The organism is Escherichia sp. R1 (genome assembly GCF_003000935.1).
Classification (GTDB): domain Bacteria; phylum Pseudomonadota; class Gammaproteobacteria; order Enterobacterales; family Enterobacteriaceae; genus Escherichia; species Escherichia coli.
In genome coordinates, this window is sequence record NZ_PSRU01000008.1 from 62,776 (window position 1) to 74,576 (window position 11,801).

The following is an 11,801-nucleotide window of genomic DNA, read 5'->3' on the forward strand; positions in this document are numbered from 1 at the left end:
TTATTCAACTTCAATACTTTTGACGATCAGCGAATCGCCGGTATCGACACGCAACCGCTCGCCATGACAGAGCGGACACTGCGCATCGTGCTGATGAATCTCCACCACCTGGCTGCAATCCCAGCACCAGGCCTGGGCGGGTTTATAGACGATATGTAAATCGCACCCTTGCGCCACCGTTCCGTGGCAGACAATTTCAAAACTAAAACGGACGGCGCTCTCCTCAACGCAGGAGAGCGCGCCAATTTCCAGCCACACGGCGGTGACGCGCTTAACATCGTGCTGCTCCGCCTGCCGTTGGATAATTTCAACGGCGCTCTGGCAAAGCGACAACTCATGCATTTTCGCCACTCCTGCGACCAAACAGCAGGGCGCGACGCCCTGCGTGTGGTACATCCGGATTAGCGACCGGTAGCGAAAGGATCATCCGCGCGCAGTCATCCGTCAGGCGTTGGCCCTCTTCAATCGACATGCTATGCGAAAGCGGTGACATCAGCGAACAGGAGAGATATTGAGAAACACTGTCCAGTTCGCCAACGGTAAAGGTCATAGTGCCATACGGCAGTTGCAGACCAATTTTTTCACTCACTTTGCGCAGCGGCCAGAGTTGATCCGGGCCGGGGAAGATAACTGCACTCAGCATCCACGGGGTGATCACACACCCCGTCCACTGACCTTCGAACAGCGTAAAGTCAGAAACATACACCGGCATTGAGGGATGCAGAAAAGAGAGATCGTGCATCGAACGCCGGGCAATTTCTTCAAACGCTGCCTGTACTTGCGCCTTCGGGGAGGTCTGGAAACCTGCTATCTCTTCAGTCATGAGTCGCCTCCCGTGGGATAGCTTCCACGCCTGATTCGCGCAGCGCAGCCAGAACCTGCTCAAGCGCAGGTTCAATCATTGCTTCAACCGTCGGCGTTAAGCCGATGTGCGGCTCCAGCGATTCCGGGATCACACCGACCAGCGTCAGCTTTTTCGGAAACTCGCCGGTGAAGCGCAGGGCCGACAATACGTCGGCCAGGCCAAGCTGATGCGGAGAGATTTTGTTGGTAAACAACGCCGGAACTTCTTCATCCCGCAGGATCATCATCGTTCCCGGCGCGTTCTTTTTCGACACAATGGCATCCGCAATAATCAGATGATCGCGATTTGCCATGTCGCCAAGCAGCTCCATTCCCGCCGTGCCGCCATCGAGGATCTCAACATAATCCGGCAGAATGTATCGTTGCTCTAACGCTTCAACAATCCGCACACCGATGGCTTCATCGGTCAGCAAAATATTGCCGACCCCTAAGACTAAAATACGCATTACAGAACCTTCACTGAAACCACTTCGTTGCCGTCGGCATCCACTACGTGTACCGCACAGGCCATGCACGGGTCGAAGGAGTGAATGGTACGCACCACTTCCAGCGGTTTATTCGGATCGGCAACCGGTGTACCCACCAGCGACTGCTCGTAAGGACCGACGTCATCATTGAAGTTACGCGGACCAGAGTTCCAGGTTGATGGAACAACCGCCTGGTAGTTGCTGATGATACCGTCTTTAATAACCATCCAGTGAGAGAGCATACCGCGCGGCGCTTCGAGGAAGCCAACACCTTTGAACTCACCCGTTGCCGGAATGTTCGGCTTCACAAAGGTGGTGTGATCGCCTTTGCCGATATTGGTGATCAGTGCACTGTATTGGTTTTGCAGGATATCCTGCAATTCACAGCAGTGAACGGTACGACCAATAATACGGCCCAGCGTGGAGTGCAGCTGTGCCACTTCCAGCGTGTTGCCAGTCAGTTTCTGATAAATCGCAACGATTTCATTCAGTTTGTTCTGGGTAGATTCGCGACCTGCCGCCAGTTTCACCAGCATATTAGCCAGCGGACCCACTTCTACCGTTTTGCCGTAGAAAGTCGGCGATTTCACCCAGGAATATTTACCGTCATCAGACCAACCGTCGTAAGCCGGAATGGTGGTACCTTCCCACGGTGCCTGCGGCGCTTCGTCTTTATACCAGGAGTGCTTCGCGCTTTCCTGAATGCCTTTGATCAGGTATTCATCGGAATGAGAAGTGATCGGACGATACGAGGACAGATCCGCATTCTCAATGTAGCCGCCCGGGAACAGGAAGCTGCCGTTTTTGCTGTCGGTCGGGAATTCCGGCACGCTCAGGTAGTTCACCGCACCTTTACCGCGCGTCAGCCATTCCGGGTAGAACGCGGCGATAACTGCGGTATCAACCTTATAAACCTGTTCAACAAAGTCGCTCAGCTTGTCGATGAAAGACTTGATGTACATCAGGCGCTCAAGGTTCAGCACGCCCAAACCGTCGAGGTTGATTGGGTTAGCGACCCCGCCTACCGCCAGGTTCTGAATGTGCGGCGTTTTACCGCCCAGCAGCGCCACGACGCGGTTAGCGTCACGCTGGCACTCCAGCGCCTGCAGGTAGTGCGCTACCGCAATCAGGTTCACTTCCGGCGGCAGTTTCATCGCCGGGTGACCCCAGTAGCCATTGGCGAAAATACCCAACTGACCGCTGGCAACCAGATCTTTAATCTTGTTCTGAACTTTGGTGAACTCTTCCGGACTGTTCAGATGCCAGGTCGAAACGCCTTTCAGCATTTCAGAGGCTTTGGTTGGGTCAGCTTGCAGTGCAGAAGTGATGTCCACCCAGTCCAGCGCCGAAAGCTGATAGAAATGAACGATATGGTCATGCGTGGTGTGCGCAGCCAGAATGATGTTACGGATGTATTGCGCGTTAACCGGAACGTCGATATTCAGCGCACTTTCTGCCGCACGAACGGAAGACAGCGCGTGAGTGGTAGTACATACGCCACAGATACGTTGCACAATCATCCATGCATCGCGCGGATCGCGGTTTTTCACGATCTCTTCCATGCCGCGCCACATGGTACCGGAAGCCCATGCTTTCGAAACGACGCCATTTTCGATTTCGCAATCGATGCGTAAATGCCCCTCAATACGGGTTACCGGATCAATAGTAATTCTCTGGCTCATGCTTTGCTCGCCTCATGACGATTATGATCGTTTTGTTTTAAAGGAGGAAGTATCGGCAGTAGACGAATGAGTACGATGTAAGCGCAAATCTCAATAGCCACAAAACCAATAGAAATCAACAGTTCTTCCCAGGTCGGGAAGTAGGCGTAACCGCCGCCCGGGTTGAATGCCACCAGCGAATAGGTCAGACGCCAGGTTGCACAACCTAACAGTGCGCTCAGTGCTGACAGGAACAGCATGCGGGAATCATTACGCAGCTTCGCCACACGCAGAACGACCAGCGGGAAGAGCATCAGCAGGACTTCAATCCAGAACATCACGGAGTAGAAGTCACCGGCAAACGCTAACGACAGCTTGTCGCGATAGATAAGCTCGCCAAAGCGCAGCACGATGAAAATCGCCAGCAACACACTGATGGTGTTGGTCAGCTTGACGAACAGGCTCTTTTCATCCGGACCGTTGCCACGCAGACCCGCCTGCACCAGTGAACCTTCAAAGATGACAATCGAGAAGCCCATGATGAACGCCGTCAGCAGCGAGAACAGCGGCAACATTTCATAGCTCTGCCACAGCGGATGCACCTTGTAGCCCGCCGAGATCATCAGCGACCCCATTGAAGACTGGTGCATGGTCGGCAGCAGCGCACCGAGCGCGATGATGAAGAACATCACCTTGTTCAGACGCTGTAGCGACACCTTCCAGCCCAGACGTTCAAACAGTGCCGGAGCAAACTCCAGTGCCATCACGCCGATATAGATGGTCATACAGACCGCCGTCTCGAACAGTACCGAGTTCACGTTGAAGTGACCCGGAATGTAGAAGTACGGCAGGTTCCAGTAGCGACCCACGTCGATAGTGATCGACAAGCCACCTAGTGAGTAACCAAACAGACTCGCCAACAGCGCCGGACGCACCAGCGGATGGTATTGCCCACGGTTAAAGACGTATACCGCCCACGCCAGCGCCCAGCCGCCACAGGCAAAGCCGGTGCCGATCAACAGGTCAAACGCGATCCACACGCCCCACGGGAAGCCGCCGTTCAGGTCAGAGACAGAGCCCAGACCGAACACCAGACGCTTCACAATCAGGAGCATACAGATGACGATTAACGGTCCAAAAATCATGACCGGTTTACTGATGATTTTGCCGCCCAGCGGTTGTGGATCATGACTCATGATCGTCTCCTCCGTCGTGATGGTCGTTTTTGGTGTTGCGACGAACCAGCACGGTTAAGCCCGCCAGCACAGCCAGTGGTAGCATCATGCCTTTATACAGGGTGTGTTGAATATTTTCGGAACGCGCACCGGTAGAAAGATCGTCCAGTTTCGGCAGGTCGAGATTTTCATAAGGCACACCCGTCAGTACCAGAACCTGAGTACCGCCGCCCTCTTTCTCGCCGTACAGATGCGGATAATATTTCGGCACCGTATGCAGGTAAGTGTCGCCAGATTTCAGCGTCTGACGCGGATAGTGGTATTCGCTGCCAGGCTTCAGCGCCAGACGTTTTTTCGCCTCCGCCATCAGCTCTTCACGCGTACCAAAAATCACCGCGCCCGCCGGGCACACTTCTACGCAGCCAGGCAGACCGCCTTTATCGAGACGTTCCACACCTTTCTGGTTGCACAACTCGCACTTATGCAGCGCACCAAACGGGTTGTTGTAGTCGTACTTCGGCACGTTGTATGGGCAGGCGACCATGCAGTAACGGCAGCCGGTGCACACATCTTTGTCGTAATGGACAATGCCGGTTTTCGGATCTTTTTTCAGCGCAGAGACCGGGCACACAGAGACACAGTTCGGATCGACGCAGTGCATACACTGTTTCTTAATGTACGCGTAGCCATTCTCCTCCTGGTCTTTGTTGACCCCTGTGCCGCTGGTCCACACCTGAATGATGTTATTGGTATACGGCGACAGTTTGTCGTTGTTCGACCAGGTCTGTTCCCCTTGCGGGTTACGTTCAGGGGAGTTGATATCCTGACACTTGGTGACGCAAGCCTGACAGCCTACGCACAAGGTCGAGTCGTACAACATCCCCAGCGATCCCGGAATTGGCGGGCGGTTTTCAGCAGCCGCATGACTGACAGACGGCAGCGCGCCCGTCAGCAATGCCCCGCAGGAGGCTGCTTTAATAAAATTACGTCTGTTCACGGTTATTCTCCCCGTGAGTCAGCGTTATCTTTCTTTTGCTGACGACCCAGTTCACGCACCGCCATCACGCTGACACCGGCAACCAGCCCAACCACTCCGCCGAGCAAACCAATAGCGCCTGCCGAGACGTTGCCGCCTTCTTTAGCGTTAACGTCCGGTTTCTGTGAACGCGGAGTCTGGTTTTCGACGTTGGCAAGCTGATGGATGCCTTTATGGAAGCCGATACCTTCTTCGTTACAGCCATAGCACGGGTGACCAATCGCTACCGGCCACACGCCGCCAACATCGCAGAATTGCAGCGTTGAGCAGTTGCCGTAAGTTTCTGGCCCTTTACAGCCGAGGTGGTACAGGCACCAGCCTTCGCGGTGGCCTTCATCACCGAACTCTTTGGCAAAACGACCAGCATCGAAGTGCGGGCGACGTTCACAGTGTTCGTGAATCAGACGACCATAGGCGAAAGTCGGACGGTTTTTGTCATCCAGTTTCGGCGGTTTGCCGTAAGTGATGATGTGCGCAACGGTCGCCAGGAAGTTGTGCGGGTTCGGCGGGCAGCCAGGAATATTGATAACGGTTTTGCCCGGTAGAACTTCTTGCAGGCTGACTGCGCCAGTTGGGTTAACTCCAGCTGCGGCAACACCGCCCCACGCAGAGCAGGAACCGATAGCGATAATGGCTGCTGCGCCTTCCGCCGCTTTGCGGATGTGATCCACAATCGGCTCACCGGCAACCATGCAATAAATACCGTTATCTTTTAATGGGATGGAACCATCCACCACTAACACATACTGCCCTTTGTACTTCTCGAGAGCGTTATGTTTGTTCTCTTCGACCTGATGACCGAAGGCGGCGGAAAGCACTTCGTGATACTCCAGAGAGATAGTCTCCAGCACGAGGTTTTCTACCGTTGGATGCGTTGCACGAAGCAGAGATTCCGTACAACCGGTGCACTCCTGCGCGCCAATCCAGATAACTGGCGGACGCTGCGGGTTAGTAACCGATTCGACCATCTCTGCAGCGGCTTTGCTACTTAACCCCATGGTGGCGGCTAATGCTGCACAAAGCTTCATGAAATCACGACGGTTAATGCCGTGAGAATGGATGAGGGTGTTATCTCCAGTCATTTATAGTTATTCCGTTGCGAAGACCTGGCATATATTTTGCCTCAATCGCAAAATCAATAATGCGATCGATGCGCCATTTACCACACATTTATTATGGTTATCGATATCATGATACTGCGGCGGGGCACTAAAACGAAGGGAAGAAGCATTAGTGTAATTAATTAAAGCAAGATAATACGTATGTTTGATCAATTTTCTAGGCGATAACCGGCCATAAAAAAGCGCAACGTAGAACAGGAATTATTCTCACGAAAGAAATCCATTACCATCTCTTTATCCAGTCCATAACGGCGCGTCAGAATACCCGCTTCCCAGGCGCTAAGCTGGCGATCTCCGGTCTTTTCGTACATCCGGTGTGAGTAGCCTAATACAAAACCGCGTTTATAATCGGCACAGAATTTTGTCACATTAACCGCACTGTCGGCATGCGTTGCTTTTAATCCCGCCATTAAGCCTTTACCAAAATGGTTATTCATCGTTCACCTCATTCGCTATATATTGTCATATATAGCGATATTTTAGGCAAAGAACGACATTTGCGCACGCTATTTTTTCATGCTTGTTTAAGACGTAATCCTGTAAGAGATAAACCCATCAGGAGAGATATTTATCGAACCATTTCAGCGTCCTTTGCCAGGCAAGATCGGCGGCAGATTTGTCATAACGGGGCGTGGAATCATTATGGAATCCGTGATTAACCCCCGGATATATATACGCCTCATAGACCTTATTATTGGCTTTCAACGCCGCCTCGTAAGCGGGCCAGCCCTCGTTGATTCGGCTATCCAGTTCAGCGTAGTGGAGCAGTAAAGGCGCTTCAATCTTCGCCACATCGGCAGTGGGTGCCTGACGCCCATAAAACGGCACCGCGCAGGCCAGTTCCGGATACGCGACTGCTGCCGCGTTCGATACGCCCCCGCCATAGCAAAATCCGCTAATACCCACTTTGCCTGTCGCTTGCGGATAGCGTTGCATAAACTCAATTGCGGCAAAGAAATCATTCATCAGTTTGGTTGGATCAACCTGCTGTTGCAGTTCGCGGCCTTTATCATCGTTACCAGGATAGCCACCTACTGAGCTTAAACCGTCTGGCGCCAGGGCGATGTACCCAGCCTTCGCCACTCGCCGCGTCACATCTTCGATATACGGATTCAGCCCTCGATTCTCATGCACCACTACCACGGCTGGCGTTTTGCCGCTCATTTTTGCGGGCTTCACCAGATAACCCCGTACCTCGCCGTGACCATTTGGCGAGGGATACGTGATGTACTCAGCAACAATTTCCGGGTCGGTAAACTCTACCTGAGTCGCCAACGCATAATTTGGCTTGAGCAAATCAAACAGCGCTAATGCCGTCATCCCGCCCACCGCATACTTCGCCGCAAGGTTGAGGAACTCACGTTTCGAGATTTTCCCGTGAGCGTAATAGTCGTAGTAATCCAGCAACTCTTGTGGGAAATCTTTGGCGGTTAAACGCGGCATCGTTGCACTCCTCAACTGGTGTTTTTTTAAGCAAAGCATAAGCGCGTGTTTTTGCCCAGTTTTTCGTCACTCTGTGAGCCAGACTACGGGATACGCGCTGGCGAATCGCTAAACTAGAAACATTGTTTCGAAATTGAACGATGGAAAGGAGAGGTCATGGTCTGGTTAGCGAATCCCGAACGTTACGGGCAGATGCAGTACCGCTATTGCGGAAAAAGTGGTTTACGCCTGCCCGCGTTATCGCTCGGTTTATGGCACAATTTCGGTCACGTTAACGCGCTGGAATCACAGCGTGCGATCCTGCGTAAAGCGTTTGATTTAGGCATTACGCACTTTGATTTAGCCAACAACTACGGGCCGCCTCCAGGAAGCGCAGAAGAGAACTTTGGTCGCCTGCTGCGCGAGGATTTTGCCGCTTATCGCAATGAACTGATTATCTCTACCAAAGCCGGATACGATATGTGGCCCGGCCCATACGGCTCTGGCGGCTCACGTAAATACCTGCTCGCCAGCCTCGACCAAAGCCTGAAGCGTATGGGGCTTGAGTATGTCGATATCTTTTACTCTCATCGCGTCGATGAAAATACGCCGATGGAAGAAACCGCCTCTGCGCTGGCTCATGCTGTACAAAGCGGTAAGGCGCTGTATGTCGGGATCTCCTCTTACTCGCCAGAGCGGACGCAAAAAATGGTCGAGTTGCTGCGCGAGTGGAAAATTCCGCTGTTAATTCATCAACCTTCGTACAATTTACTGAACCGCTGGGTGGATAAAAGCGGCCTGCTGGATACCCTGCAAAATAACGGCGTGGGCTGCATTGCCTTTACTCCACTGGCACAGGGATTGCTGACCGGAAAATATCTCAACGGTATTCCGCAAGATTCACGGATGCATCGTGAAGGGAATAAAGTTCGTGGTCTGACGCCGAAAATGCTCACCGAAGCCAACCTCAACAGCCTGCGGTTATTGAATGAAATGGCACAGCAGCGTGGACAATCAATGGCGCAAATGGCGTTAAGCTGGTTGCTGAAAGATGATCGCGTGACGTCGGTATTGATTGGTGCCAGCCGCGCGGAGCAACTTGAGGAGAACGTGCAGGCGCTGAATAATCTGACATTTAGCACCGAGGAGCTGGCGCAGATTGATCAGCATATCGCCGATGGCGAGCTGAATCTGTGGCAGGCGTCTTCCGATAAATGACCTGTTAATAACGGGCGCGAGAACCGCGCCCGAATCAGATCAGTGATTATGACGAGTCAGTCGGTCAAGATAGCCCATCACAAATGCAGAGAGCACAAACGTCAGATGGATAATGACGTACCACATCAGTTTGTTATCCGGGACATTTTTCGCATCCATAAAGACGCGCAGTAAGTGAATGGAAGAAATTGCCACAATCGACGCTGCTACTTTGTTTTTCAGCGACGTTGCATCCATTTTCCCTAGCCAGTTCAGCTTCTCTTTGTTCTCGGAGATATCCAGTTGTGAGACGAAATTCTCGTAACCGGAAAACATCACCATCACCAGCAAACCGCCAACCAGCGTCATATCCACCAGCGACAGCAACACGAGGATCAAATCTGATTCCGCCATCGAGAAGATATTCGGCAGTACGTGAATAATCTCCTGGAAGAACTTCAGCGCCAGGGCAACTAACGCCAGCGAAAGGCCAAAGTACACGGGGGCAAGCAGCCAGCGAGAAGCATACATTGCATTTTCAAGAAAACGTTCCATACATTCCTGTCGTGTAGTTAAAACGAGCAACAGTATATCGCAATTAAGTAAACAGCACGCAACAGCAAATCAACATATACGTTAAACCTTTGTCGCATAATTCTGAGGGTTAGGGATCTTCCTGGTTCCCTTATCAACGCATCGAGAGCGTCTACCCTTAAAGGACGTTGAACCTGAAGGGAGAAAAATGATGTCTCATTTAAAAGACCCGACCACGCAGTATTACACTGGTGAATATCCCAAACAGAAACAACCGACGCCAGGCATCCAGGCGAAGATGACACCGGTACCGGATTGCGGCGAGAAAACCTATGTTGGTAGCGGTCGCCTGAAAGATCGTAAAGCACTGGTGACAGGGGGCGATTCCGGAATCGGTCGCGCTGCCGCCATTGCTTACGCGCGTGAAGGGGCTGACGTGGCGATCAGTTATCTTCCCGTGGAAGAAGAAGACGCTCAGGATGTGAAAAAGATCATTGAAGAATGCGGACGCAAAGCCGTTCTGCTGCCAGGCGATTTAAGCGATGAGAAATTCGCCCGTTCGCTGGTTCACGAAGCACACAAGGCGTTAGGCGGGCTGGATATTATGGCGCTGGTAGCCGGGAAACAGGTTGCCATTCCTGATATTGCAGACCTCACCAGCGAACAGTTTCAAAAGACCTTTGCCATTAACGTTTTCGCGTTGTTCTGGCTAACCCAGGAAGCGATCCCCCTGCTACCGAAAGGTGCAAGTATCATCACCACTTCCTCAATCCAGGCATACCAGCCAAGCCCGCATTTACTGGACTATGCGGCTACGAAGGCGGCAATTCTGAACTATAGCCGTGGCCTGGCAAAACAGGTCGCGGAGAAAGGTATTCGGGTGAATATTGTCGCGCCAGGCCCGATCTGGACAGCACTGCAAATTTCTGGCGGACAAACGCAGGATAAGATCCCGCAGTTTGGTCAGAAAACGCCGATGAAGCGTGCGGGGCAACCGGCGGAGCTGGCCCCTGTATATGTTTACCTGGCAAGTCAGGAGTCGAGCTACGTCACCGCAGAAGTGCACGGTGTCTGCGGCGGCGAGCATTTAGGTTAAAAAAATGCCCGGTTGTGAAAAGCAACCGGGCATCATTTTTATTTCGCTTTCGCAGTTTCTTCGCCGACCAGACCTATTTTCAGGTAACCCGCCTGATGCAGCGTATCCATTACCTTCATCAACGTCTCGTAATCGACGGTTTTATCCGCTCGGAAGAAGATGGTGGTGTCTTTCTTGCCTTCGGTTAACGCATTCAACGCCGTAATCATTGTTTCATCGGTGACCGGATCGTTACCAATAAACATCGAGTTGTCTGCTTTCACCGACAGATAAACCGGTTTTTCCGGGCGCGGCTGCGGCGTACTGGTAGAAGCAGGCAAATTCACCTTCACATCTACCGTCGCTAACGGTGCCGCCACCATAAAGATAATCAGCAAAACCAACATCACGTCGATAAACGGCGTCACGTTGATATCATGCATTTCGCCGTTATCGTCGAGGTTTTCGTTAAGATGCATCGCCATCGGACATTATCCTGCGCGTAATTTTTGTGCGACACGAACCGGATGTGCAGCGGCGCTGGCTTCCAGATCCAGGTCACGGCTTTGCAGCAACAATACCTGCGCTGCAACATCACCCAGCATCGCTTTAAAGCCGCCAATCTGGCGTGCAAATACGTTATAGATAACGACCGCAGGAATCGCTGCCACGAGGCCGATTGCCGTTGCTAACAGAGCTTCTGCAATACCCGGCGCAACGACTGCCAGGTTAGTGGTCTGCGTTTGCGCGATACCAATAAAGCTGTTCATGATGCCCCAGACCGTACCAAACAGACCAACGAACGGCGAAATCGCGCCGATGGTTGCCAGATAGCCGTTACCACGGCCCATTTGACGACCTACTGCGGCGACCCGACGCTCCAGACGGAAGCTGGTACGTTCTTTAATACCTTCGTTATCGTCGCTGCCTTCTGACAGTTCCAGCTCATTCTGCGCTTCATTGAGCAAATGCAGGCTCAAGCTTTTGCTACCAAAATCAGCGGCGATATCGTTGGCCTGGTTTAAGGAACGCGCTTCAGCCAGCAATTGCTGCTCGCGCTTAAGACGACGCTTCTGATTGAAGAACTCCACGCTCTTACTGAAGAAGATTGCCCAGGTGACTACGGAGGCCAAAATAAGCCCAATCATCACGCACTTAACGACAATATCGGCGTGCTGATACATACCCCAGACGGAGAGGTCCGTCTGCATTAAATTATTACCCACTGTGTATCTCCAGGACGCAAGTC

At 52.4% G+C, this 11,801-nt stretch carries 14 protein-coding genes; 2 read left to right on the forward strand and 12 right to left on the reverse strand.

What is annotated here, in order from left to right:
• The 9 genes from hypA to yghX form a co-directional block, all read right to left on the reverse strand.
• Entirely contained in the window at positions 1 to 342 is a 342-nt protein-coding gene (hypA, locus tag C4F37_RS11530) for a hydrogenase maturation nickel metallochaperone HypA (RefSeq protein WP_000544953.1), read from the reverse strand.
• Positions 335 to 823, reverse strand: coding sequence for a hydrogenase-2 assembly chaperone (hybE, locus tag C4F37_RS11535; RefSeq protein ID WP_000134019.1), 489 nt, complete (start codon positions 821 to 823; stop codon positions 335 to 337). Before hybE ends, hypA begins: the two co-directional genes overlap by 8 nt.
• Entirely contained in the window at positions 816 to 1,310 is a 495-nt protein-coding gene (locus C4F37_RS11540; RefSeq protein WP_001221940.1) for a HyaD/HybD family hydrogenase maturation endopeptidase, read from the reverse strand. The genes hybE and C4F37_RS11540 overlap by 8 nt, the downstream gene beginning before the upstream one ends.
• The gene (gene hybC, locus C4F37_RS11545) at positions 1,310 to 3,013 is read right to left on the reverse strand and encodes a hydrogenase 2 large subunit (protein ID WP_000083065.1); all 1,704 of its coding nucleotides are present in this window, start codon (positions 3,011 to 3,013) and stop codon (positions 1,310 to 1,312) included. The genes C4F37_RS11540 and hybC overlap by 1 nt, the downstream gene beginning before the upstream one ends.
• Complete coding sequence (hybB, locus tag C4F37_RS11550; RefSeq protein ID WP_000017703.1) at positions 3,010 to 4,188, reverse strand: Ni/Fe-hydrogenase cytochrome b subunit; 1,179 nt, start codon at positions 4,186 to 4,188, stop codon at positions 3,010 to 3,012. The genes hybC and hybB overlap by 4 nt, the downstream gene beginning before the upstream one ends.
• Positions 4,178 to 5,164, reverse strand: a complete 987-nt coding sequence (gene hybA, locus C4F37_RS11555; RefSeq protein WP_001081886.1) for a hydrogenase 2 operon protein HybA — start codon at positions 5,162 to 5,164, stop codon at positions 4,178 to 4,180. Before hybA ends, hybB begins: the two co-directional genes overlap by 11 nt.
• A gap of 2 nt (positions 5,165 to 5,166) precedes the next feature.
• Entirely contained in the window at positions 5,167 to 6,285 is a 1,119-nt protein-coding gene (hybO, locus tag C4F37_RS11560; RefSeq protein ID WP_000145423.1) for a hydrogenase 2 small subunit, read from the reverse strand.
• Between the two features lie 188 nt (positions 6,286 to 6,473).
• Positions 6,474 to 6,761 carry a DUF2623 family protein YghW gene (gene yghW / locus C4F37_RS11570; protein WP_001059136.1) on the reverse strand — a complete coding sequence of 96 codons (288 nt, stop codon included), beginning with the start codon at positions 6,759 to 6,761 and terminating at the stop codon, positions 6,474 to 6,476.
• Positions 6,762 to 6,879: 118 nt separating this feature from the next.
• A complete protein-coding gene (gene yghX, locus C4F37_RS11575) occupies positions 6,880 to 7,767 on the reverse strand; it encodes a YghX family hydrolase (RefSeq protein WP_001539710.1) in 888 nt (295 codons plus the stop codon).
• 156 nt (positions 7,768 to 7,923) lie between these two features.
• Here yghX and gpr point away from each other — a divergent pair, with 156 nt between their 5' ends.
• Complete coding sequence (gpr, locus tag C4F37_RS11580) at positions 7,924 to 8,964, forward strand: L-glyceraldehyde 3-phosphate reductase (protein ID WP_001774044.1); 1,041 nt, start codon at positions 7,924 to 7,926, stop codon at positions 8,962 to 8,964.
• A 39-nt stretch (positions 8,965 to 9,003) separates the two neighbouring features.
• On the opposite strand, the gene C4F37_RS11585 is transcribed toward gpr, so the two are convergent.
• The gene (locus C4F37_RS11585; protein WP_000439331.1) at positions 9,004 to 9,498 is read right to left on the reverse strand and encodes a TIGR00645 family protein; all 495 of its coding nucleotides are present in this window, start codon (positions 9,496 to 9,498) and stop codon (positions 9,004 to 9,006) included.
• A 190-nt stretch (positions 9,499 to 9,688) separates the two neighbouring features.
• Here C4F37_RS11585 and yghA point away from each other — a divergent pair, with 190 nt between their 5' ends.
• Positions 9,689 to 10,573 carry an NADP(+)-dependent aldehyde reductase gene (yghA, locus tag C4F37_RS11590; RefSeq protein WP_000018758.1) on the forward strand — a complete coding sequence of 295 codons (885 nt, stop codon included), beginning with the start codon at positions 9,689 to 9,691 and terminating at the stop codon, positions 10,571 to 10,573.
• 38 nt (positions 10,574 to 10,611) lie between these two features.
• On the opposite strand, the gene exbD is transcribed toward yghA, so the two are convergent.
• Both exbD and exbB read right to left on the reverse strand, forming a co-directional pair.
• Complete coding sequence (gene exbD, locus C4F37_RS11595; RefSeq protein ID WP_001240712.1) at positions 10,612 to 11,037, reverse strand: TonB system transport protein ExbD; 426 nt, start codon at positions 11,035 to 11,037, stop codon at positions 10,612 to 10,614.
• Positions 11,038 to 11,043: 6 nt separating this feature from the next.
• On the reverse strand, positions 11,044 to 11,778 hold the full coding sequence (gene exbB, locus C4F37_RS11600; protein ID WP_000527844.1) for a tol-pal system-associated acyl-CoA thioesterase: 735 nt from the start codon (positions 11,776 to 11,778) through the stop codon (positions 11,044 to 11,046).
• Positions 11,779 to 11,801: the final 23 nt, after the last annotated feature.